The 25,976-nt window shown below is 46.9% G+C and carries 13 protein-coding genes; 12 read left to right on the top strand and 1 reads right to left on the bottom strand.

The annotated features are described in order from the left end of the window. The first annotated feature begins 244 nt into the window (after positions 1–244). The 7 genes from EKM73_RS07225 (at position 245) to EKM73_RS07195 (ending at position 19,206) form a co-directional block, all read left to right on the top strand. Positions 245–2,641 (top strand): hypothetical protein, encoded by a 2,397-nt coding sequence (locus EKM73_RS07225; RefSeq protein WP_125701298.1) that lies wholly within the window; start codon positions 245–247, stop codon positions 2,639–2,641. 515 nt (positions 2,642–3,156) lie between these two features. After that, a complete protein-coding gene (locus EKM73_RS07220) occupies positions 3,157–5,673 on the top strand; it encodes an L-type lectin family protein (RefSeq protein WP_125701297.1) in 2,517 nt (838 codons plus the stop codon). Between the two features lie 283 nt (positions 5,674–5,956). Further along, positions 5,957–8,263, top strand: a complete 2,307-nt coding sequence (locus EKM73_RS07215) for an L-type lectin family protein (protein ID WP_125701296.1) — start codon at positions 5,957–5,959, stop codon at positions 8,261–8,263. Positions 8,264–8,661: 398 nt separating this feature from the next. Next, a complete protein-coding gene (locus EKM73_RS07210; RefSeq protein WP_125701295.1) occupies positions 8,662–11,004 on the top strand; it encodes a hypothetical protein in 2,343 nt (780 codons plus the stop codon). Positions 11,005–11,451: 447 nt separating this feature from the next. Next, positions 11,452–13,788, top strand: a complete 2,337-nt coding sequence (locus tag EKM73_RS07205) for a hypothetical protein (RefSeq protein WP_125701294.1) — start codon at positions 11,452–11,454, stop codon at positions 13,786–13,788. Positions 13,789–14,420: 632 nt separating this feature from the next. Beyond that, positions 14,421–16,664 carry a lectin-like domain-containing protein gene (locus EKM73_RS07200; protein WP_125701293.1) on the top strand — a complete coding sequence of 748 codons (2,244 nt, stop codon included), beginning with the start codon at positions 14,421–14,423 and terminating at the stop codon, positions 16,662–16,664. Positions 16,665–16,986: 322 nt separating this feature from the next. After that, positions 16,987–19,206, top strand: coding sequence for an L-type lectin family protein (locus tag EKM73_RS07195; RefSeq protein ID WP_164508889.1), 2,220 nt, complete (start codon positions 16,987–16,989; stop codon positions 19,204–19,206). A gap of 76 nt (positions 19,207–19,282) precedes the next feature. On the opposite strand, the gene EKM73_RS07190 is transcribed toward EKM73_RS07195, so the two are convergent. Beyond that, on the bottom strand, positions 19,283–19,741 hold the full coding sequence (locus EKM73_RS07190; RefSeq protein WP_125701291.1) for a low molecular weight protein-tyrosine-phosphatase: 459 nt from the start codon (positions 19,739–19,741) through the stop codon (positions 19,283–19,285). 104 nt (positions 19,742–19,845) lie between these two features. On the opposite strand from EKM73_RS07190, the gene EKM73_RS07185 reads away from it, so the two are divergent. From EKM73_RS07185 to EKM73_RS07165, 5 genes are all read left to right on the top strand, one after another. Next, on the top strand, positions 19,846–20,424 hold the full coding sequence (locus EKM73_RS07185; RefSeq protein ID WP_125701290.1) for a LemA family protein: 579 nt from the start codon (positions 19,846–19,848) through the stop codon (positions 20,422–20,424). 8 nt (positions 20,425–20,432) lie between these two features. Then, positions 20,433–21,326 carry a zinc metalloprotease HtpX gene (gene htpX, locus EKM73_RS07180; protein ID WP_125701289.1) on the top strand — a complete coding sequence of 298 codons (894 nt, stop codon included), beginning with the start codon at positions 20,433–20,435 and terminating at the stop codon, positions 21,324–21,326. Between the two features lie 88 nt (positions 21,327–21,414). Next, positions 21,415–22,185 (top strand): hypothetical protein, encoded by a 771-nt coding sequence (locus EKM73_RS07175; RefSeq protein ID WP_225421339.1) that lies wholly within the window; start codon positions 21,415–21,417, stop codon positions 22,183–22,185. A gap of 216 nt (positions 22,186–22,401) precedes the next feature. After that, on the top strand, positions 22,402–23,787 hold the full coding sequence (locus EKM73_RS07170; RefSeq protein WP_125701287.1) for a UDP-N-acetylmuramoyl-tripeptide--D-alanyl-D-alanine ligase: 1,386 nt from the start codon (positions 22,402–22,404) through the stop codon (positions 23,785–23,787). 194 nt (positions 23,788–23,981) lie between these two features. Continuing rightward, positions 23,982–25,571, top strand: a complete 1,590-nt coding sequence (locus EKM73_RS07165; protein WP_125701286.1) for a DEAD/DEAH box helicase — start codon at positions 23,982–23,984, stop codon at positions 25,569–25,571. The last annotated feature ends 405 nt before the right edge of the window (positions 25,572–25,976 follow it).

Genomic DNA, 25,976 nt, shown 5'->3' with positions numbered 1-25,976 from the left:
AATCCTTTAAATGGCGGTACCTTAAAGCAATCTTAAAACCAACAATCAATCCCCTGAAACGTCGAACAAAATCCGTCTCATGATGGTATACTATATTTACTAGGATGACTAACAAACAGCCATGGGAGAGCACATCTTCATAGCCAAAGTTAGTTTTCCACGAATGAGTGAATGGATAGTGTCATACGTCGAGTTGAGGAAATTAGAGTGAGCCGGTCGACTACCGGGCAAGGGGGTTCGTGCGATGAATATCAAGAAGAGCATGTTGGGAATGGCCGTACTGACCATAGCTGGATTGGGTGGGTGGTCGACGATATCGGCTAGCGCCAATTCTACAATTTTTAATACCGGCCAAGCAGCTTTAGATGGCGCGCCTCAGGGGGTTGACCTGCAGAACGGCTTGGATGCGAACTACTTTACCATTGATAAATCAGTGGACTCGGCGACTGGGAACAACGCGGCCGAACTGGTCAAGGCCGGGAGTCCGGCTGGCACTGGAAACTCAGCCATTCAGATTTCTCAAGCCGGCGTGCAGGATAGTTGGGGGACAATCTGGTCGACGGATGAATCGTTTGACTTGAGTAAGAGTGAAACGGCCTCGATGTGGATCTATGCGAGTGGTGAAAATACGGCAAACGTTGGTGACGGGATGGCCTTCGTTCTCCAGAATGGCGGAACCGATGCCTATTCCGGGCCCGGCCAGTCTATGGGCGTTTGGGGTGTCGCGAATCAGTATTTCAACAATACCAACCCAGCTTCGTCGGCAATCCAAAATAGTTGGGCACTTGAATTTGACACGTTCCCGAATAATGAAATGCCGCAACGGGGGACTTACTGGGGCTCCTTAATTGGGTGGACGAATAGCTCGTATGATTTTGCGGACAGTGATCCTTCATCCTACGATATCAGTGGACCGGCTGATACACCGTCCAGCCAGTCTAAGATTACGGACACCCACATCGCGTCTAATTATCCCGGGGATACCGACACGTATACTGGGACTAGTGTTGTCGGCAAAGGAAAAATTAAAAATCCATTGACGGGAAACATGATCAATGGGAGTGGGACGTTCTACTACTACAATCTCCAACATGAAGGCCTCTTAGATGAAGGGGCCACGGGCGGTATTGGGAAACTTTCCGATCACCGGTGGCATCATATCACCGTGACCTATACGCCACCGACAACTTCCGGTGGTAAGGGGTCCATGACCTACACGTATAACGATAAAAATCCTGATACGGGTCTGCCGCAGAAGTCGACGGACTATGCGACGGTTCCAATTGATTTGAGTGAGTTTAATCTAAGTTCCGGTCAGACCAAGGTTCGCTGGGGATTTACCGGATCAACTGGATTATATTCAGAAAATAACTTGGTTGTCTTTGATCAGATCCCTGGTGAGGCACAGACTGCCGCATCGGCAACGATGACTACTAAGGATAATGCCGGTGACTACACTAATGATGTCAGCGATGGCGATTCCGTTTCCGGTGACAGCGATGTTAAGCTAACGTATACGTTGGAACGGACTGGCGGAGATGAAGATTGGAAGTCGGTCAATGGGGATCTCACGATTCCGGATGATATTGACGTGACTTCGGGGTCGATTGCGTACCCGGATGCCAGCTACACGGATAGCAACGATAACAAAGTCGATGTGTCGAAGATTGAGGCACCAACTTCTGCAGGCGACGGTCAGAAGCTGTCAGTGCCACTGGCGGATAGTGGGTTGACCTTGAGTGGTACGCAGAAGGCCACGGTGACCTTATACGGAAAAGTCAAGGATGTGGCATCTACCAGTGATGTTAGTGAAGCGTCGCAAACGAGTTACTTCGTGGGAAGCAACGCGACCTCGACGGCGAAGACACCGAGCTTCACCATTACCAAGAAGGTTAATCCAGCACTAGCGATGGCATTGGATGAGGACAGTAGTACTTTAGCTGTTAACGCTGGCAGTTCTGACGACGCTACTGTTGTAGGGGTGGCCGTGCCGTCTGATACGACGATGAATAATGATGACATTACACTTCATCCGACGATTAATGGTGAGGCACAAGATACTGTAGATTTAAATGATGTGACCAACGGAATCATGTATGGTTTCAAATATCCCATCGCTAATAGTAAGTTAACTGCCGGAGACAATACCGTTAGTTTCTACGCGACCGATACAGCCGGTGACAAATCAGCGACGGTATCGACCACGGTGACTGCCGGAACGGTGGGCTTTGGTCACACAAGTGGTGATTTGGTCTTTGAACCCACGACGTTGACTGGTAGTGGGAGTATCCTCGTTGACCGCTCGGACGATTGGAGCCTGAACGTGGATGACAGCCAGACCAAGAATAGTACCTGGGCAGTTACGGCCAATACTGATGGTATGTACCTTAACGGGACGGCAACGAGTACGCCACTGGATGGCGCGCTTGTCTACACGGATAAGGCTGGGACTACCACGACCCTGAATAGTAGCGACTCACCGGTGATTGCAAGTGGCACTTCAGATGGTACGGCCAGCTCAACCAACATTGCGGCTGATTGGACGGCTGATACTGGTATCCGGCTAAAGGTCAACAGTGGTGCGGTTGAGGGCGCTTATTCTGGAACGATTAATTGGTCATTTGTTAATTCAGTTGAATAGTTTAAAAGAGAGAGGTGTCGCCCGTGATGATTACGGGCGGCACCTTTTTTAGGCCGAAATGCTAAAACTCGCGAAAAATTGGATTGTTTTTGGTGTCCTATTTTTAGGCAAATTTAATGTTACATAAGTGATTTCTTGTGAACAAATCAGCTACGAACAAGACTAGTGATAGCAATACAGCTAAAGCGGAGATGTCTCTTGTGAAAACGGCTTAAATGCTGATATTAAAGCGATTGTTGTACTTGCTGTTAACTATAATATTATCAATATTTACTCTTATATTTATGAGCCGCTGATGGTATACTATATTTATTAGGGCGGTTAAATGTTCTTAACAGGATTCGTTAGCGGGTATCAAGTAAATTTAGTTAAAATACATACGTTGAATGAGTCGCTTGGCTTGATAAGGGGCCAAATTGGATAGTTAGCCACTATAAAACGAAAAAATAATGCACTTTTAAAAAGTTGAGGATGCACGAAAAGCCCGAAAATATTCGGACGAGGGGGTTATTTAGATGCAAATGAAGAAGGGAATATTAGGCGTGGCTGTGACTTTGGCTGTGGCCGGACTAGGGCTGTGGTCAAACAAGATTAACGCCCAAGCTGTAGATGCGCCAACGTATGAGACTAACGCCGCAGCATTAGCAGGCGCACCACAAGGTGTAGATTTATCAAGTGCAGAATATAAAGACTACTTTAAAATTAGTAATGACGTTAGTGGGGTTACAGGGAAAAATGTCGCAGAGGTGATGGGCAGCAACGAGGGTGTTGGAAGCCCTGCTGGAACTGGGAATTCAGTGATTCAGATTTCTAAGGCTGGTAGTACTAATAAGAACACTTGGGGGTCTATCTGGTCTGTTGACAAAACTTTTGATCTGACACAACCTGAAACGGCCTCAATGTGGATTTATACGAGTGGTGAAGGTGATAATAAGTCTGAGTCTATTGGTGATGGTATGGCCTTTGTACTTCAGAATGATGACGATGGTGTAAACGCTTTTTCTGGGACTAAAACGTGGGGGAAGAGCAGTAGTACAGATCGGACTGTAGATGTGCCAGGTAAAGGTGAGAGCATGGGAGTCTGGGGTGTGGATCCTGAAGAATATACAGCGAATGATTTGGCAACTTCGGCAATTCAGAAAAGTTGGGCCTTAGAGTTTGATACACATAGCAATGTGGATACGCCACCAGCTACTGGTACTGCACTAGCACTTATAGGTCAGGTTCAATGGAATCTGGATGATGTGAGTCCTGCATCTTTTGATTTGGGAAATTACTATAACAGTTTTGATTCTTCAGGAAATCCAAGTGGTAGCGGGACTGCAATCCCTAGTAATATCAATCATATTGCTTCAAATTATCCTGGGCAGACTGAGACTTATTCGTCAGCGACGCAGACAGGTGTAAAGACAACATGGAGTACAATTTCAGGACTATTTGGAAAAACTTGGCAAAAATCACCAACAGACTATTATTACTATAAAATGCAGCATTTGGGTTACTTAGGTGAAAGTGCTACAGGATATGGAATGAGCGATCGTCGGTGGCATCATATTACGCTTGATTATACGCCGCCAGTAAATGGGGATGTTAATGGCAAGATGAAATATACGTTTAACGACAAAGATCCTGAAACGGGATTAGCTAAGGCCTCCACAGATAGTGCCACGGTGCCCATTAAGCTTAGTGCGTTTGGAGACACTACAAAAGTTAGATGGGGCTTCACGGGTTCAACCGGCGAAGCAACTGAAAATAATCTGGTTGCTTTTGATCAAATTCCAGGCGAAGCTGAAACGAGTGCAACGGCTAAATTGAGTACAAAAGACGATTCAGGAAACTACACTGCGGTAGACGGTAGTACTTCAACACCTACGATTTCTGGTGGAACGCCAGTCAAGCTTGAGTATACATTTAAGCGTGATGGTGGTTTGAAGGATTGGAAGAACGTTAATGCTTCATTGACTATTCCTAAGAGTATTCAACTCTCCTCTGGAAGGATAACAAGTCCTGACGGCTCAGATGGTGGTAGTGTTGATATTTCAAAGCTAAATGGTACAGAACTTCCAGTTGCGTTGGGCAGTGATGGTAATGGTGTGACACTGACTGATACACAAGAAGAAAAGATTACACTCTATGGGACGACATCAAATGTTGCTACGACTGAAGACAGTACAACGAGTTACTTCCAGGGGACTAATGCGTCTTCTACTGCTAAGCTAACAGGCTTCAATATTGGGAAGTCCAAGTTGTCTATGGATATAGACACGGAAACCTCCGATAGAGTGTGGCATGTGAATTATGGGGGGGGAGCAGATGCTAAGGTTATTGGTGTGGTCGTCCCAGATGACAAAAATGTGATGCCAGCAGATATAACCATTCATCCGACGTTGAATGGCGTTGCACAAGATACTTTCAAACAGGGTGACGACGATTATTATGATGGAAACTATGGAACGACTGGATTCCATTATACGATACCTAACTCTAAGTTGAAGGCGGGCTCTAATACCGTGAGTTTTTATGCAACGGATAATAATCCAGACGATGGACGGTCACCAGTCGTTTCTACTGAGATTATTGCTGGGACGGTAGATTTAGGTGATACAAGTGAAGATATGTCGTTCGGAAATATGACTCTGACTGGTTCGGGGGCAGACACGACACTCAAGCGAGACAACGATTGGGGGTTAGATGTGGTTGATTCTAGGGCCCCAGGAAGTGGTAATTGGCAACTCTACGCGTATGCTGATCCATTAACGACTGATCCTAAGCAGACTGCCGTCACGACGACTCTGGATGGCAACTTGGTCTATCCGGAGGCGGATGGTACAGATAAGGCTTTGGGAACCTCACCAGCTACAGCTACACCGATTGCTAGTGGCGCGCCGAGTGGCGATGACACGACTAAGACGACTAACATTGCGCAGAATTGGACAGATAATTCTGGAATTAGATTACTTATAAGAGGTGGCGCATCGGCTGGTAATTATAGTGGCACCATCCATTGGACATTTGTTAATTCGGCTGTTTAATGTTTGAAACAGAAATCATTCGCGGAAACGTGGGTGATTTTTTTGTTTTGAGGTGTAAGCAGCTATGCTTGGTTGAAATGAAATAAGTAGGTAGGTCACTTTAATTTATTAATGTAGGTGCTATACTTTATTTGATAGAAATTAAGTTGAAATTGAACGAATCTGGCGAAATTCATTGCCAGGTTCTTTGACGTGAAATAAGCTTATCACCAGGCCTGTAGCTGGTCGGTACACCGAGTAATCCAAGACGATTACTCCTGAAATTCAAAAGGGAAGCATAGCAATGAAGCTACGAAATAAAATCTTATTGAGCGTCATGACAATTGTGGCGCTAAGCCTGTGGCAGGGGGTAACGTCAGCCGCCGCATCAACGGCACCTAGTGATGTGATGCAGACGGCACCGCAGGGACTTAAAGTCGATGGCAAGGGATACTTTGACGTGCCCGGGTCGTTAGGCACTAATAACGTGGCGAATGCGGCAAAAATTCTGCCAGATTCCGGCCGATCCTCGCTAGCTCCCATGGACGGCGTCGAGCTTTCTTCATATGGGGCCCATGATACTGGGGGTGCCGTGTGGTCACATGACAAGTCGTTTGACATGTATCAGAATCAACGAGCCTCTATGTGGATCTACGTGAGTGGCGTCACGGGTGAACAGGTCGGCGACGGCATGGCCTTTGTCTTGCAGAATGACACGCGAACTAATGAGGGCAATCGAGCCTTCTCCGGGCCTGGCGAGTCGTTAGGTGTCTGGGGTGTTGATCCCAGGTCAGCGACGAATAATGCGATTGCTGGCACCGCAATTCAGAATAGTTGGGCGTTGGAATTCGACACACGGCTGAATAAGACCGTGCCCGCTTCTGGATGGAATATTAGCAGTACAGTCCCCAGTGACTTCGACAATGGCCAAGGCATTGGGTATAGCGGCACTGATGCTGCGACCCCTACTGAAGATATTAAGAGCCAGCACTTGGCATCGGGCTATCCCGCTCAGGATGATACCTACACTGGAACGGGTCAGGCGGCAACATTCCCGGGATTCTCGCTTTTCCCACGAACGGGCTACTACTATACGCAGAAGCATATCGGATTGATTCAAGACCCGGGTGGTACTGATATCATCAGTGATGCTGCTTGGCACCACGTGGTCATTGACTACAAGGCACCCACATCGGGAAGTACCAATGGTCAGATGACCTACACCTATGACAATGAGGACCCGACGACGGGTGGGCCTAATCGCGATGCAGAGTCAGTGACGGAGGATATCGACTTAAACAAACTAAATGTCAGCGAGAATAATCCCGATGTTTACTGGGGCTTTACCGGTTCTACGGGTGATACACCGGACACTGATCTTGCCAATGAAGGGACTGAAACCAGCCTGGTCGTTTTCGAACAAGTACCCACGCAGGTTGAGGCCAAGTCAGATGTGACAATGACCGACAAGACGCAGAACAAGGTCATTACTACGGGGTCTTCGTTTGTTAAGGGTAATGATCGCGTACAGCTGATCTATAATCTTAGTGATCAGAGTAACAATCGTGATTGGAAGGGGATTAACGCCAAACTGAAAGTACCTGACGGTGTTACGCTCAATAGTGGGAGTTATCAAATTGATAACGACGGTGCTAACCATAGCTTCAGCACGACGCCGGCTAGCGATGGCTATGTCGACGTTAACTTGGGCGACTTGTCCGCAGCCACCAATGGCACGGCTACCGTGACGCTGGATGGCACGGTGACTAACACAGCTGGATCGCGGGCTGTGGCGACGAGTGAATTTATCGGGAGTAACGCGATTACTACGGCCACGACGCCAAGTTTTAACGTGACCAAATCCGCGCTGACACTGAATCTCGCTGCCAATAGTCAAACGCAGTCAATCAATGCGGGCGCGACGAGTGGGGCCAAGGTAACGGGGACGATTGGCGTGCCCGCCACGAGTACGGCTAATGCCGATGTGACACTGCATGCCATTTGGGATGGTAACGACTATACTTTACCCGCTGCTGATGCGCACCCGACTGGCAGTGGGACGACGCGGACATTTAGCGTCACGGTTCCCAGCAGTAAGTTGACGACCACGCCCAATCCCCATCAGCTTGAACTCTATGCCACAGACGGTACGGAGAATTCTGCTACGGCTACGGCGACCGTGACGATTGGCCAGATCAAGCTTGGCGATACGTCATCCAAGCTGACCTTCACGCCAACCTTCCTCACGGGGAGTGACCAGACCGTCAAACGGGATGGTGGTTGGACCTTAGATGTGGATGATACGCTGACTAAGGGCAGTACCTGGTCGCTGAGCGCACAGACAAACGGACTTTACCGCAATGACGTGGATGCCCCCGGCAATGAGCTGGATGGGGCACTGATCTATAAGAGTACGCCGACAGCTAAACCACAGACGCTGGGGACGACGGCCGTCGCCGTTGATACTGGTAGCTCGGACGGGACTGCCGAGACGACGAATGTGGCAAATGATTGGAGTGGTGACACCGGACTACTATTGAACATTGATGGTGGCGCCACCCAAGGGACCTATAGTGGTGAGATCTTGTGGACGCTGACTTCTGCACCATAGACCATATGCCTGATAATTACGGTTAAAATGAATTAACCACCTGCAGAAATGTGGGTGGTTTTTTATTTACAAATTAAATAATACTTTTCGTTGTGGAAACGCTTTCTGATGTGATATCATGGGCATAACGAAACTAGTAACCCGTGAAAATAACGTTTCGGTGAATATATTCTTCTTTTATCCTTTTTCGAAAAGTAAGTTTAATATATTTACCATAAGACCGCTGTATCGTTAAAACAATGATTGACGCAATGACTAGTGAGGTTAATCGGTCTGAACGGTGGTTCGCCATGGGGTTACGCCAATGACTAAATGCCACAGCATGCGGCGTGGCAATAAAATTGAGAGTTGAGGTACTAGTAGGTTCAAGCTGCTTTTGAACCGTAGGGGGAAATGATATGAAAATTAACAAGCGTTTGGGACTAATCATTGGTGTGGTTGTGGCCGCCACAATGGGGCTACTTCACGCACCGATAGCACAAGCGGCACCAATCGACAGTGTGCCACAGGGAATCCCGGTTGGGGGTCAGCCGTACTTTGATGTGCCTTCAGTGTTGGGGAAGACTGGAAAAGAAAATTCCGCAAAGGTCGTCAACGTTCCTGATAGTGCTAATCACTTGCCGATGGATGCCGTTCAGCTCACTGCGCAAGGGACACATGACGCTGGCGGCGCGATTTGGTCGAAGAAACCATCTTTTGACTTGAGTAAGAATCAGACATTCTCTATGTGGATTTACAGCAGTGCTGATGTTACGACGAGCCCGGGTGAGGGAATGGCTTTTGTTCTACACAATAACAACGAGGGCAATCAATTCTCAGGCACCGGTGAAGCCTTGGGGGTCTGGGGCGCTGACCCCAAGTCGACCAAGGGTGGGGCCGATATAATTGCTGGTCAGGCGATTCCCAACAGTTGGGCGTTGGAATTTGATACGGAGCTGAATAATGTGGACCCATCTAAAAAATGGGATACAGGAAGTTTTTTGCCGACACTGAATTATTGGGATTTGTCAGCGAACCAGCCTTCTGCTTTTGACCTAGGTCAGTCGTTGGGCTACAGTAATTCTACTGGAAATACGACTAGTCAAGGTCTAACACGCGAGCATATCTCCTCTGGATATCCTGCAGATGGGGCGACTTATGAGGCGGATAAGGGCTATGGAAAAAATGGCCTTTTATCAAGCAGGCAACAATACTATTACTATAAACAAACGCATTTTGGACTGATTACTGATGGGAATGGTACACTCCTATCTGACAGAGCCTGGCACCATGTGACTTTGAATTACACAGCACCCGCTGCGGGAAGCACAGTTGGGACGATGGATTATCGTTATGATGACAAGAACCCAACGACCGGGGCTAAGCAGTCGTCTAATAGGTATGTAATTACAAATTTAGATATTTCAAAATTAGGATTAACCGGATCAAGTAGTAGGGTTTACTGGGGAATGACTGGCTCGACTGGGCAGACTTGGTCGAGCGATTCCGTAGACAAAGACGATGGTACCCAGGATAGTCTGGTTGCTTTCGAACATGTTCCGGGGCAAGCCAATGGGTCGGCAACAGCTAAGCTCACGGATACGACGGATAACCGTGTGGTAGCGTCTGGCGATACGATTAAGGGTGGCGATGCAGTCAAACTGGATTACACCGTTAAGTACGATTCTGGTGATACAGACTGGACAAACGTCATGGCGCAGCTGCATGTGCCCAAGGGCATTCGGGTAACTTCGGGTCATGTGACAGCAGCGGATGGTAGTACCAGTCGGAGTATTGATATGAGCAAGCTGCAAGGAGCAGCCACTACCGGACAAAGTATTGAAGAAAGCGTGGGCACACTGAGTTCAGGTAGTCAGACGGCGACGATTACATTAACCGGTAAAATGCTAAACGATAAGGCTTATTCCGTTCCCGACACGACGAGTAACTTCGTCGGGAGCGGAACGATGGCGAGTGCCAGTGTTAGCCGCTTCTCCAGTACAGTGCAGGACTTACCGGCGTTTTCCCTGATTCCAGATCAGACAACGATTCACGTGAATAAAGGTGAAACCCCAGTGGTGACTGGCAGAATTGAACGAGGCGATGGGTTGCCGATTATAAGCAGTAACATTCAACTTTCGGGTTGGCTAGTGAATAAAGAAACGGGGGTTAATGCTAAAATTAAAACGATTACCTTAGACGATAAAGATAATCCAGCATCTGGATTTAAGTATACAGCGGTACCTGAAATTGGCACATTTGCACCCGGTTCCTATGAGTTAAAGCTTCAGGCGGTGGACGGGAAGAATGGTTATATAGAAGATGTCACTTTAACCATCATTATCGGGGATGTTGACTTTGGCAGCACCTCTGGAAATCTCACCTATACGGCTGACCTCACCGGCTCGGATCAGACTGTCAGCCGTTCTGACCCGAACTGGTCGTTTAACATTGATGATACTGCCAAGAAGGGGACAACATGGCAGCTGTATGCTCAGGCGTCGACACTGACTTCAAAGACAGCAGCGCTGGACGGCGAGCTGGTCTATAGTGATGGTCAGAATAGTCAGCCCCAGCCACTGTCGGCAAAGACGTTAATTACCGATCACGGTTCGGACGGGACCACGACACCGTTCAATATTGCCAGCGATTGGACTGACCAGTCGGGGATTCTTCTCAAGGTGCATGGTGGTGCGATGAAAGGTGACTATGAGGGCACGATTACTTGGACATTGGAGGATTCGATTGATGCTAATCATTAAAGCATGTTGAATAATTGCGTAAATTAAGCGGGGGGCGTCTTCAGAGATGAGGATGCCCCCTTTTAATTTGGCCAGTGTCCTTTCAAATTAGGGGGCTAAAAAGCCTTGAAAAGTGATAGTAAGTTTGGTTAACAACGCAACCTAAATTATATTGTCAAATCACCCCATTTATAGGGCTTGTAGAATTATTTTGCTATAACGATATCAGTTATCATCGTATAATTAACTTAGATATTGAGCCCAGAACCAATCAACGAACCAATCTAATTACACTTAAAATCATCATCTGAAAACAATACTTAAAGAGGAGGCCAAAGTGGTCTTATTTGGGCAAAATCGTTTTGCGGACGGAAATTTTGCCGGTTTAGCTGTAAATACAAAGTTAAAAGTTGAGGAATAAGTTTACGTAGTCACGCCCAAGTGAATTGGGCAACGGGGGGCTATCACATGCGATTTAGAAAGGGATTAGTGACATTACTAGGAGCGGCGGCTTTTGTCGGGCTGGGGCTGTTTGTGGCTCCAGAGACGGCACAGGCAGACCCGATAGATGCTGCGCCACAGGGAATTAAAGTTCAGGGTAATCCCTATTTCACTATGCCAGGGACACTGGGGACTACTGGCATTAAAAACAGTGCCAAGCTTTTGGAGCCAACCCAGACCACCAATAGATTACCAATGGATGGTGTTGAGATTAGTAGTTACGGCGGGAAAAATACAGGTGGTACAATTTGGTCGAATAATCGCTCATTTGATCTGTATAAGAATCAGCGCTTGTCGATGTGGATCTACATGAGTGCTGATAACTCCACTTGGACTAAGCCAGGTGAAGGCATGGCCTTCGTTTTGCAGAATGATAGTAATAATGAATTTTCTGGTACAGGTGAAGCATTGGGTGTTTGGGGTGTTGATCCACAGTCCAAGGATGGGAGTGCATTGACGATTGCAAGTAAGGCAATCCCCAATAGCTGGGCTGTGGAATTTGATACACATATGAATAATACGGATCCATCGGACTCATCATCGAATTGGATTATGGGAAAGCAGGCGCCAAGTGCATTTGACCTAGGTGATGGCTTTGGTTACGCAAATATGTCTGACAACACGGAAGTCTCACGAACTTATAATGGCGAGCATATTGCGTCTGGTTATCCTGGCGATGAAGGGACGTATTCAGATTTTAAAACTTTTGGAACAATACAGACTGGACTACTTCCATCAATTGGTAATTACCACTATTACAAGCAAATCCATCGTGGCTTAATTACCGATACTAGCACTCTTTTGACCGATGGGGCTTGGCATCATGTGACACTTGATTATACGAAACCCGCAGCTGGTAGCACGATTGGGACAATGCAGTATTATTTAGATGACAGGAGTACCAGTACAGGGGCTCCAGTGACAGTGGACAATAAAAAGACGAAAGCTTATATTGACACGAAGAAATTGAGTGCTGATAGTACTAACAGTAAGGTCTTCTGGGGAATTACAGGATCAACGGGCGTCTCAACTGACAGCGATTTTCCTAAAAATGATTCACAAGATAGCTTAGTTGTTTTTGAACATGTTCCAGGCCTGATTGACTCGAGTGCCAGTGCAAGCGTCATTGATGAAGCGACAAATAGTGAGGTTGGCACAGCTGGTATTAGCGGCAATAGTAAGGTGAAAGTTCAATATAAAGTCAATTATGATTCTGGTTCGGATTCGTGGGACAGTATCATGGCAAACCTGCGTATCCCGAAAGGCATCCAAATAACGTCCGGAACGATGCAAAAGACTAACGACGCGGTGGCATCAAGTGTTGACGTTAGTGGGCTCTCTGGTAAGGCAACTGATGGACAAAGTCTGAATGTCAATGTAGGGGCATTAACGGCTGCGAATAAGACGGCAACCATCACATTGGAGGGGAAAACCCTTAACGATCAGTCCTATACAACCAGCGACGTGACGTCTAACTTTGTTGGGACGGGTGAAATGACTAGTGCAACCATTAGGAGCTTTAAGATTACGCAACAGGCATTGATGCTGAACTTGGATCAAGATAAGATCAATGTTAACCAAGGTAATGATCTTGATATTACAGGGAAAGTAGTCAAAGCTGATAATACCGTCTTGGCGAATTCGAAAGCGACATTGCATCCGACGCTTTATGATGCTCAGAATAATGGGACGCCATTACCGGCAGTGACGCCGAGTGATCTCGATGCCAACGACCCTGCTAAGGGGTTCACCTACCATGTGGCGGCCAATAGTCTATCTGCAGGGACCTATAAATTAAGTATTATCGCGTCGGACGGTAGCGGAAATTATACGAATCCACAAACGGTAGATATTGTCATTGGTAACGTTGACTTTGGTAGTTCCTCTGGTGACTTGAACTACGATGCAACCATTAGTGGTGCTGGTCAATTAGTCAGTCGCTCTGACCCAAACTGGTCGTTCAATATTAACGATACGGTGACGAGTGGGACCAAGTGGAAACTAGGTGTCGAAGCCACGCCGTTGACGTTGAAGCCTACTCCGGGGGCGAATACTCCGGAAACAAATGACACGGGAACGCCACTGGACGGTCAACTGGTTTACAGTGATAAGACCGGGATCCATCCGCTAACGGCAGATGCACAAACACCGATTACCAATCATGTTTCAGATGGTTCCAACACACCCGTTAATATTGCTAGTGATTGGGACGATAATTCTGGAATTTTGTTGCAACTGAATGGCGGTGCGGTTCAGGGTCATTACAAAGGAACGGTAACCTGGATACTGACCAATGGTGAGTAAGGTGAAAGTTGAATAGAGATCTATAAGGATGCAGCCGCTGGCTGCATCCTTTTTTTCTTGTTGGTCAGACGAGATGGTATTAAGCAAATTATACGAAGCTTCATAATTTTTCGATATTAGCTGGTAAGGTGCTATGTTGATAATAATGTTACGCTTTTTTTGAAATGTGGAGATTCTATGTATTTGTATTGGGTGGTATAGGTTGTCTCAATTTAGCTAGTGTGTGGGTAATGACTAGCGTACAGGTATTCGTGCCAAGAGTAGTTAGAATGGTTTAACCCTTGGTATAGCTGAATTCTCGGCGAAACGTTTCTTTTGAGAGCACATTAATCAGATAACTTATATTATTTTAGTTGTGTTCCGCCCCTAAACAGAATATAATGAATTTTGTTAATAGGAGAACCAATATAGGGGAGTCGGGTTCTTGGGGAAGAATGCGACTTGCGTTGATTCTACGAGTATTCAATCGGTTGCGCACTTTTGATCGCTGAGATTGAAAGTTAACTGAATTTAGGTCGAAACTGCTGATGTGGATAAAGCATTGGCGAACGATGCGGCGTGATTGAATGGAGAGAAAGTTCGCCATTACTGACTAATGATGGCGAGTTTTAGTTTCAGGAGGAGCGGGTATTTTGAAGATTAGATCGATTTTATTGAGTGTTATGGCCGTTGGGTTAGGGATTGTGATTTGGGGATGGGGAACGACGGCACAGGCGGATTTAGCTAGTGCTTTAAACCAGGCGCCACAAGGGGTTAATCTGGACAGTTACTTTCAGGCGGGAAGCATTTCGCCAAACTCGGCAAAAAAGGTCGCAACTGATTTTGGGGAAAGTCAAGCAGTACAATTAACAGATAATAGGAGTCAGTTAGGAACAATCTGGACCAAAGATGATACTAAAATGAGCTTGAATTCTGACGAGACGGCCTCCATGTGGATGTATTTTGGTGACAAGAATTCTAGTTCCGGTGATGGTATGGCATTCGTCATGCAAAATGATGATCGATATGATCATGGAATGGGTGCCAGTACCAGGGGTGCAAATGGCAATCCAGTTGCAGGAGAAACTTTGGGCGTTTGGGGAACTGATCAGGATAAAAATATGTCTACAGCTGGTGAAGTTGCGGCAACAGGTATCCAAAATAGTTGGGCATTAGAGTTTGATACCTTTCATAACGGAACAACGGGTGAGGATGCTTTAGGGCGCGGAAGTTCATTCGATACTGATAGTTCCTTAACCTCTAATACGACCAATTCTCACATTGCTTCTGGATTTCCTGGCAAAGCCGAAACTTACAACATGCATCAGGTGCCAGTGACAACGAAGACTCAGGTGCAAACCGGTACTGGGCTCTTTGGGGTTCCTATATACAGTAACGTTAGCACAACAAAAGATTACTACTATGCTTCCATGAATCATACCAAACCAATCGAAGGTAGATCAGCTGGCTGGTTAGTCGACGGTAGCTGGTACCACGTGACCTTAAAGTGGAATGCGACTGACCAAACAATGACGTATATCTTTGACGATAAAAATCCGAAGACCGGACAACCGAAGGCCAATCCGACAAGCAAAACGGTCAGTGTACCGAAGTCATCCATCGATCCAGATGGTACCGGGCAAGTTCGCTGGGGTTTCACCGGATCTACTGGTACTAACTGGGAACCCAATGCGGTTGTGTTTGAACAAGTTCCGGGAATCGTCAATTCGAATGCCACTGCCAGCTTGAAGGATGAAACAACCCAGAGAACGGTTGCCAGTGGGGACAGTGTTGGTGGTGGACACCACATGCGGTTGACTTACAACTTGGCTTACACAGGTGGCAGTCAGAACTGGAAAGATATTCAAGCTAAGCTTAACTTACCAAACAATATGACATTTTCTGGCGGGACGGTTACGTACGGCGATTCGTCGTTAGCTAAGACGTCGCTTTCAGCGGCTGATCTGAACACCAAGACTCTGACAGTGCCAATTTCTGAGATGTCAAAAACCAATCCGACGGCGACAATCACACTGGATGGTGTCGCAGCTCCTGGTGATTCCGCGTTAACGATGAGTAAGTTTGTTGGATCAAACGCGTTAGCTGATGCCACAGTTCCAGCATTCGCTGTGACGGCACCGACTAAAACGAGTGCCTTGAGTATGGCATTAACTGGTGACAGTGCCAGTGGTGAAACAAAAACGATGCCAGATACGGATGTACCGGTGACGGGACAACTGAAATATGATGATAATAGTGCAGTAGATAAGGGCTCGATGACGTTGCACCCAGTGCTTAATGGTGAATCACTACCTACTGAGTTGCTGCGTTCGTCTGATACCGCTGGGTCGTTTACGTATGATGTGCCACAAGCGAAGTTACTATCGGGGCAAGCTAATGATCTCAAATTATACGCTGAAGATACAGATGGGCGTATTTCAAATGAGGTCACCGAAACAATTACAGTAAAGTCAGGTTCTTTGGATCTGTCAGTACCGACCACGGCTAGTTTTGAGCCAACGACGTTGAACGGGAAAGAACAATTGATTCGGCCAAGTTCAGACTTAAAGGTAGCTGTCAGTGATACTCGTGGGAAGGGCAATGACTGGACGCTTTATGCCAAGTCAACGCCATTTATGTCTAGACTTAGAGGTACCTTACCAGCTAGTCTTGTGTACAAGTCAGGTGCGACTAAAGATGACTTAAGTGCGGGCTACGTTAAGTTGCAGTCTGCGACGAGCACTAGTGACAATGATGTCACAGACGTGTCTGGCGATTGGACCGCTGATAGTGGGTTACTATTGGATGTTCAAGGCGATGCAGTTGGCGGAATCAATAACGCACCAATGGCATATACTGGCGTAATAACCTGGAGCTTTACGAATGCACCAACTTAATAGAAGAAATCAAGTCAGTCGAAAATCGGCTGGCTTTTTTGGTGTTTCAGCAAGTGTACCAGATACGTTACAAATTTACTATCTTTATCTGCAAAAAGTGGGGTGAAAAATAACAGCGACTATCGGTTATAAATATTATTATATGGGCATTTTGTGACAATAAATGTAATTGCTATGTTATACTATTTCAAAATGGTACTGGGTGTTATTATTAAATGTGTAATACTATATTTTTAATCAGAAGTATGGGGACGCTCCTTTAGCCTAATTACACAGGCTTTTAGGCATGACCAGTGCCAAGATTTTGAAGGGAGTAAGAAATATGATTGTTAAGGGACTAATTCTTTGGCTAGTAGGTTTGGCGCTAGGAGGAGTATTGCTGAGCAGAAATATTTCGGCACAGGCTAATGCAGATTTGACATATGCTCTAGAACATACGCCGCAGGGGATTCCACTACAACAATATTTTAAAATCGGAACATCACTTAATAATCACGCCAGAATTGTTGATTCGAATACGCAGGCAACTGTGAATACGCAGTCTGTGGAATTGACTAACAGTACTAGCCAAGTGGGCAGTATCTGGTCGACCGACAACAATACATTCGATCTGGACAATGAACAGGTAGCTTCAATGTGGTTATACTTTGGTGATGGCGGAAGCGACTCAACCGACGATGAAAGTAGTAAAAATAATACCGCTGGTGATGGCATGGCATTTGTATTGCAAAATGATTCTCGGGGAACAGCTGCTACTACTAATATGCACAAGATTTATGGAGAAACACTGGGGGTTTGGGGATACGATGATGAAAATAATCAAAAAGAGTCTCCGACTAGTGTGGCTCAGAGTGCTATTCAAAATAGTTGGGCTCTAGAATTTGATACACATATGAATCTTCGTAGTCAATATGATTCTTTGATAGGGCCAGGAAACTCTTATGATATCGATGCCAGTGCAGGAAAACTTAAATTTCCACATATAGCATCGAATTATCCAGGGAATGTTAATAGTTACCATGTAGAAAAAGTCTATCATACCGCAGATGGCAAACCAGGTTGGTGGCCAGGAAATGACTGGCGTTCATACGTTTCCCTCAACCATAATGGCTTGATTATGGGACAAAACTTTAACTTCTTGTCGAACAAGAATTGGCACCATCTAACCTTAAAGTATGAACCACAGCGAAATGGTGATTCCAAGATAGGAGACATGACGTATACGTTTAACGATAAGGACCCGGAGACAGGAGCACCGCTTGCTGGTCGTTCGCAGAACGTGCCAATCGATAAGTCAAAAATTACGGATAAAGATCACCCGCACACGGCACGTTGGGGATTTACTGGAGCCACAGGGAGTAGCTATGAAAATAATTTGGTAGTCTTTGAACAGATTCCAGATTTAGTCGATGTTTCAGCTGATGCCCAATTAACTAGTCTTACGCAGAATAAAAAGATTCAGGAAAATGATACGGTCAAGGAACATGACAGCGTTCAGCTGGACTACATGATTAAGTACTTAGGTGGTAAGTCGGAGTGGCATGATGTTGTTGCTAACTTAGAGCTACCCAAACATATTAAGTATCTTGGCGGAAAAATCACTTATTCGGGACAGGACAATGCTACGGAGACAATCACATTCAAAGATTTTTCGGCGGCAACGTTGATTAGGAAACTAAGCCATATTTTCAATCGAAACAGAAGCCACGTTAAGATTTCGCTGAACGGTGAAGTTGCGGAGGGGGCGGGTAAAGTCTCAGCAGCGACGAGTAGCTTCAAAGGAACAGAAGCGGTCGCTGAAGCAACGGTTCCAAGCTTCAGAGTGGCACCCTTAAAGTTCTTAGAGTTGCGGTTGACGAATGAATCAACACAGGATGTTGATGAAGGACAATTCGTTAAGATTGCTGGAAACGTGGCTGTTCAGGACGAAAACTTAAAGAATCCAGATCTAAGACTACATGTTAAATCGAACGGTCAGGAGGTCTACAATCAACCGCTATCTGGTTCGGACGCCTTTGGTGCAATTAATCAGAAGCTACAGTCGTCCCTCTTTACTGAGAACAAAAATGACGTTACTGTCTGGGTCACAGACAATCAGGGACATACCTCAGATCCAATCGCGTTGACAGTTTATTTGGGGAGATTGGCTTTGAAGTCGGTGACGGGGAATCTTAACTTTAGCGGCCAATTGAACGGTCGTACGCAGTTGTTGAAGAGTCAGGAACCTTTCAGTGTTAATGTGGAAGATACACGTAAAGCAAGCGGCAGCGGTTGGCATCTTGAAGCAACTGCAACAGCTTTAGACAAAGATGATGCCGCGGGTCAACCACTTGCTGGACAGTTACTCTATAAAGCCAATGGTCTGACAACAGTGCTTTCAGACAGTGCTCAGAATGTGATTAGTCATACTAACAGTGAACGGGTGATTCCAAATAAGCTGACGACTGATCCGGATCAAGGATTCTATCTACAGGTTGATGGTGGCGCAGTTGGAGGAACGTATACGGGAAGGATAACCTGGACGTTGAGCAATACACCCTAAGCGGTATTTTACAAATCAAAAAGCAATGCCCGTCTTCACCAACACTAGCTGGTTCAAAACGGGCATTGTTTTTCATTTACGCGAGTTCGTCTAGCCAAGCGGGCAGGGCGGTCGCGAGTTCTTGATAGGTTAATTCAAATTTGTGCGTGTACCACGGGTCGTCAATAGCTTCACCTTCACGTCCGGGGAGAATGTCGAGACATAGCTTGACCTTGGCAGTATCTGCTGCGCTGGGTGCCATGCGTTGTAGATTAGCCATATTGGCATGATCCATCGTGATGATGGTATCGGCCCAATCGAAGTCTTCTGATGTGATGGGGCGGGAACGGTGCTGACTTGCATCGAGCCCGTGGGCCCGCATCGTTTTGAGCACACCGGGATGGGGATGATTTCCTTCTTCTTCGGGACTCGTGGCAACCGAAGCTACCTCGAATTGGTCCGTCAAATGACGTTGGTCTAGCAGATCGTTGAAGATAGCTTCAGCCATGGGAGAACGACAGATATTGCCTAAGCAAACAAAGAGCACGTGTTGCATGGAAAACCTCCTAATTATTGGTAAAGCCAGGCTTACTTACTGGAGTCTGGTTTTAGCCTTTGTTATGATGAGTGTACCAGAAATTTTGAGAAGGAGTGATAGATATGGCCTGGATTATTTTAATTATCGTGTTAGCCATTTTGGTTATTTGGTACGTGAGCGCCTACAATGGTCTGATCAAGACCCGGACGTACGTGCAAGAATCTTGGAGTCAGATTGATGTGCAGTTAAAGCGGCGGAATGATTTAATTCCCAACTTGGTTTCCACGACCAAGGGTTACGCCAATTATGAACAGGGAACTTTAAAAAAGGTAGTCGAGTTGCGGAACCAATTAACCGCGATTCCCGCCGATGATCACCAACAGACAATGGAAGTTTCCAATCAACTGTCCACCACGTTGCGGTCACTGTTTGCTTTATCCGAAAACTACCCGGATTTAAAAGCTAACACGCAGTTCACGCAGTTAATGGAAGAATTGACCAACACTGAAAATAAAATTGCGTACTCACGGCAACTGTATAACAGCTCCGTGGCTAAGCTGACAGTGATGATTCAATCATTCCCAAGCAACATTGTCGCCAAAGTTCACCACTTCCAGATGGGTGAATACCTGCAAGTACCTGAAGAGGAAAAGACGGCTCCCAAGGTCAACTTTGACGACTTCAATCAATCCGATAAGTAGGCGATAACATGTTATATGACCAAATTGCCATGAATAAGCGGCGCACCGGCTATGTAATGTTTGGCTTTGGCCTCTTGGTTCTGTTGATCGGCGCCGCGTTGGGTTACCTCTTCTTGAGTAACTGGCAGTCGGGTGCCGTGATTGCGGCCGTCGTTGCCGGCATTTACATGCTGATTATGATTAGTCAGTCGACGAACGTGGTTATGAGCATGAACCACGCCCGTGAAATTACCGACGTGAGCCAAGCTCCACAACTGTGGCATTTAATTGAAGACATGGCGATGGTCGGGAAAGTTCCCATGCCCCGTGTTTTCATCATTGATGATCCCAGTCCCAACGCCTTTGCGACCGGAAATAGTCCCGAAAAGTCGGCCGTTGCCGTGACTACTGGGATTCTTCAGCGGTTGAATCGTGAAGAACTTGAAGGGGTCATCGGCCATGAGATTTCTCACGTCCGGAATTACGACATCCGCCTGCAGACGATTGCCTTGGCATTGTCCGCGGCAATCGGTATGCTGGTCAACTTTGCCAGCAACTGGTTGTGGTGGGGTGGGGGTCGTCGGCGCGACAACGATCGTGACTCCGGCGGTAACGTCATTGTTCTCGTGATTTCAATCGTTCTGATCATTTTAGCGCCACTGGCTGCAAGCATTGCCCAGATGGCGTTGTCCCGTAATCGGGAGTACCTCGCGGACGCTTCCAGCGTTGAGCTGACTCGGAATCCGCAAGGCTTGATTAGTGCCCTGCAGAAAATCGATAACAGCGAGCCAATGGAGGCGGCGGACCCCAATAGTTCCGCCCTCTACATCGGCGATCCCTTCAAAAATAAACACCGGTTGGGTGACTTATTTGCTACCCATCCCCCAATTGCAGATCGCATTGCGCGTCTCGAAAAAATGTAAAAATAAAGGTGCAGTTTTTACGTGAGTTTCGTAGTACAATTAACAATGAGACTAGGGGAAAGAGTGTAAGGCTATGCGCGGAAATTTTGTGTATTTAAGTTTAGAGCCCGTGACGAATATGATCTATTCGTTAGGGATATCACCGGCTGATTTTTTAAATGGGATCCCAGCGATACCCAATCAGCTCCTTTTGTTGAACGATGAATCTGGGAGCGACGTTGAGATCAATCCCCACACGCGTTTGCAGACGCTTACGGGGCAGACGCAGATTCGGCGCTACTTGTTGGCGAAGCACGAGCACGCTGTGAAGTGGCTAGACTACGCGCACGGTGATGACTTGGATTTCTTATTGCCCGCTGAGATTGCTGAACTGCTCTACCTGGCTCATATGGAAACGCATATTCGGACACCATTCTATGCCAAATTACAGAACGACTACGCGTATTTAACGTTACGCGATGGCTTCTACAAGACGTATTACCGTAACTTGCCGAATTTCGATCACGTGTTGGAAGTTAGCATCAAGCGACACTTGCGCGCCATGCACAACAACCGCTGGGTATTTGCCCGGCCGTTGGCAATCAGTGACGTGCCCCATGAGATCTTGACACAACTGATCCAAGGCTTAATGGATGGCACAATCATTGCCTTTGACCAGTTAGTCGAACGGCACCGCACGTATGTTATTCCAGTGCGGGCGATTACTCATCCAGAGCGGCAAAACACCTGGTATTCACAAGAAGAGGTGTATGCCGATTCTCGTGAGGTGGCGAGCCTGCGTTACGATTTGACGACACGTGAATGGGCATTAAGCATTCATGATAATCAGGTGTTCAGTGATATTAAAGACTTAATCTGAAGACGTAAGAACCACCGATGGCTTAGCGGCTGTCGGTGGTTTTGTACGTTGAGGCTTGCCAAATTCTGACGAGTTTTAAGCTAGTCCGTGAGAATTCATGGTATAATGAGTCTCAGTATTTCATTTCGACATTAACCGGGGAGCAGACTAACTTCCCAGAAACTAACTTAAGGCGGAAGGGCGTTACGCTCTGCCCGTTACATAGGAGCATAAAACATGAAGATGCAGCTTGCTGAAATTGCCCATGCAGTTGGGGCAATCAATGATTTTGAACAATGGCGGAGTGTCAGCGTCACCAGTGTGGCGTTTGACAGTCGGCACCTCCAACCCGGAGGCCTCTTTATTCCGCTAACGGGTGAACAGGACGGCCACCAGTTTATTCAGTCGGCCATCGATCATGGCGCTGCCGCAACGCTCTGGGCCAGAGACCTGGCGACGGCTCCTGCTGGTTTTCCCGTGATTCAAGTCGCTGATTCATTGAAGGCCCTTCAAGCCTTGGCACAGTACTATCTGACTAAGATCAATCCCCGGGTGGTCGCCATTACCGGGAGTAACGGGAAGACCACGACCAAGGATATGATTGCCAGCATTCTGGCGACTCAGTTCAACGTGACCAAGACCCATGCCAACTTTAACAATGAGATTGGCGTCCCAATGACCGTTCTCTCCATGGAGCCCAACACCGAAATGTTGGTCGTGGAAATGGGGATGGATCGACCAGGACAACTCGATTTCCTGAGTAATTTAGTGGCACCCGATATCGCCGTGATCACGATGATCGGTGAGGCCCACATCGAGTTCTTCGGGACCCGGGACAAGATTGCCGATGCCAAGATGGAGATTACCCACGGTCTTAGTGAAGATGGCATTATCGTCTACAATGGTGATGAACCACTGTTGCGTGACCGGACGGCCGATTTGAATCTTCGCAAACGGACCTTTGGACAGAGCGAAACGACCGACCTTTTTGCGACTAATATTGAAGCAACATCGACGGCGACTAGTTTTACCACGAACCTCTGGCCTGACAACCCCTTCACGATTCCGATGATTGGAACCTACAACGTGAACAATGCGTTGGCAGCCTTGTCAGTTGCCAATGTCTATCGGATTCGGCCTGAAAATGCGCAGAAGGCTCTGGCTACCGTTAGCTTGACCGAGAACCGGGCTGAATGGGTCAAGGGGGCCGCCGGTGAGGATATTCTCAGCGACGTTTATAACGCCAATCCCACGGCTGTGAAGCAGGTCCTAGGGGCCTTCTCGCAGACGCCAGTCGTTGGCAAACGGTACGCCGTTCTCGGCGATATGCTAGAACTCGGGACCCAAGCGGACACGATGCACGCTGATGTTGCCACGGCCATTGATCCCGATAAGCTGAGTCATGTCTATCTAGTGGGATCACATATGGTGGCGCTACAGAAGCGTTTAGCTCGGGAAAAACCAGACTTGCCTGTGACCCATTTTGCCGCGGATGCCTTGCCAGCGCTTACATCAGTGCTTCAAGATGTCCTGACGTCTGACGATCAGATTTTATTAAAAGGATCTCACGGGATCCATTTAGAGCAAGTATTAGCGGCCTTACAGGATTCTCCAAAAAAATAACAATTCATGTAAGCAGTTTCCACGAGTCGTGGGAGTTGCTTATTTTGTTTCACCGTTGTATGATGGCTTAGTTGCTTATTTAGAGAAACAAACTTACCCCGCTTTAGCCAATCATTAATCGCACCAAGGAAAACGGATTTTTTCCAAGATTTATGAGGCACTGAGGCGATGCACCTATTAGGAGGAAATTATTTTTGAAGTTTAAAGAACTGGGTCTTTCGGAAGACCTACTGAAGGCTGTTACGACAGCAGGTTACGAAGAAGCGACCCCAATTCAAGCCGAGACAATCCCCATGGTTTTGGCTGGTCAAGACGTTATTGGACAAGCCCAAACCGGGACAGGGAAGACTGCGGCATTCGCCTTACCAATTCTTGAAAAGATTGATAAGAAGAACGAAAACGTACAAGCGCTAGTTGTTTCCCCAACACGGGAACTGGCCATTCAAACCCAAGAAGAAATTTATAAATTAGGCCGTAACGAACGGGCAAACGTCCAAGTCGTTTACGGTGGTGCTGACATTCGTCGGCAAATCAAATCCTTAAAGAACCATCCTCAAGTCGTTGTTGGGACGCCAGGTCGTTTACTTGACCATATCCGTCGCCACACCTTGAAGTTGGACCATGTTCAAATGTTAGTCTTGGATGAAGCCGATGAAATGTTAAACATGGGTTTCTTGGACGACATTGAAGACATCATCAAGCAATTGCCTGAAGAACGTCAAACGATGCTCTTCTCCGCAACGATGCCACCAGAAATCAAGCGGGTTGGGGTGCAATTCATGCACGATCCTAAACACGTGAAGATTAAGGCCAAGGAATTAACGACCGACTTGATCGATCAATTCTACGTCCGTTCTCGTGACTTCGAGAAGTTTGACGTGATGACACGTTTCTTCGACGTTCAAAACCCAGATTTGACTATCGTCTTCACTCGGACGAAGCGTCGGGTTGACGAACTTTCCAGTGGACTCCAAGCCCGTGGCTACAACGCCGCTGGGATTCATGGTGATTTGACGCAAAAGCGCCGGACCCAAATCATGAACGAGTTCCGTCATGGTAAGTTGGATATCCTGGTTGCGACCGATGTTGCTGCTCGTGGGATTGACATCAACGATGTTACCCACGTGTACAACTACGATATTCCACAAGATCCAGATAGTTACGTTCACCGTGTCGGCCGTACCGGTCGTGCCGGGAAGCATGGGGTTTCCATGACTTTCGTAACGCCTAATGAAATGGATTACCTGCGTGAAATCGAAAAGCTGACCAAGGTGCGTATGCTTCCATTGAAGCCACCTTCGGATGAAGAAGCACTTGTGAGCCAATTAGGTGCTGCTAAAGAAGCAGTTGCTGACTTGGTTAGCAAGACGGATACTGACAAGTTCTCAGAAATTGCTAAGAGCCTGTTGGCAGAATACGATGCCGAAGACTTAGTTGCTGCGTTGTTAAACGACGTGACTAAGGATGACAGCAGTCAGGTACCCGTAAAGATTACGCCAGAACGGCCATTACCTAAGCGCGGTAGCAAGGGTCATGGTGGTTACCACCACGGTGGCGGCAACCGTCGTGGCGGTAATGGTGGCGGTGGCTACCGTCATCGTCAAGACCGTCGTGGTAACGGTGGCGAACATCGCGGTGGCTCACGTGGTGGACATGATTCTCGTAATCATGACTCCCGCAACCACGATTCCCGTAACCATGGTGGCGATCGTAATCGTCGCAGTAACAATGGTGGTCGGCATTCTGAAGGTGGACGTGGGTTCACTATTCGGAAAAAAGACTAAATTAAAGATAATTGATTAGAAGGAAGCAACGCTCGGTTAGGCAGACCGGGGGTTGCTTTTTCTTATGCACTGAGCTTTTGCGTTAGCTCAGCTGAAGTGAGTGCCCAACTGATAACCATGCAAAGTGTAAAACATTATCCTAGATGAACTGATAAGCACTGATAGGGAAGTGGTGATTGGATTTCAAAAGCTACCGTTTAGATATGAATGCTTCGAAAGTCGGTAATTATGGGAGTTGTAGTGCCATTTACAAATAAAAATCAAAAAATCGCAGAAAATTCTTAAAGCCGTTGGTGCCCCGTGCCACGGCTTTTTTGATTATATTGTGGGTTCTATGTCAACTGTTGTTGGTAATTCTATTTATAAAGTTGTCTAATCCATTGAGATTAGGCAATTTTTTTGAGT

The organism is Levilactobacillus fuyuanensis, from assembly GCF_003946395.1.
GTDB lineage: Bacteria > Bacillota > Bacilli > Lactobacillales > Lactobacillaceae > Levilactobacillus > Levilactobacillus fuyuanensis.
Note: the sequence above shows the minus strand (reverse complement) of the source record. Positions and strands in the feature narration are given on the sequence as shown.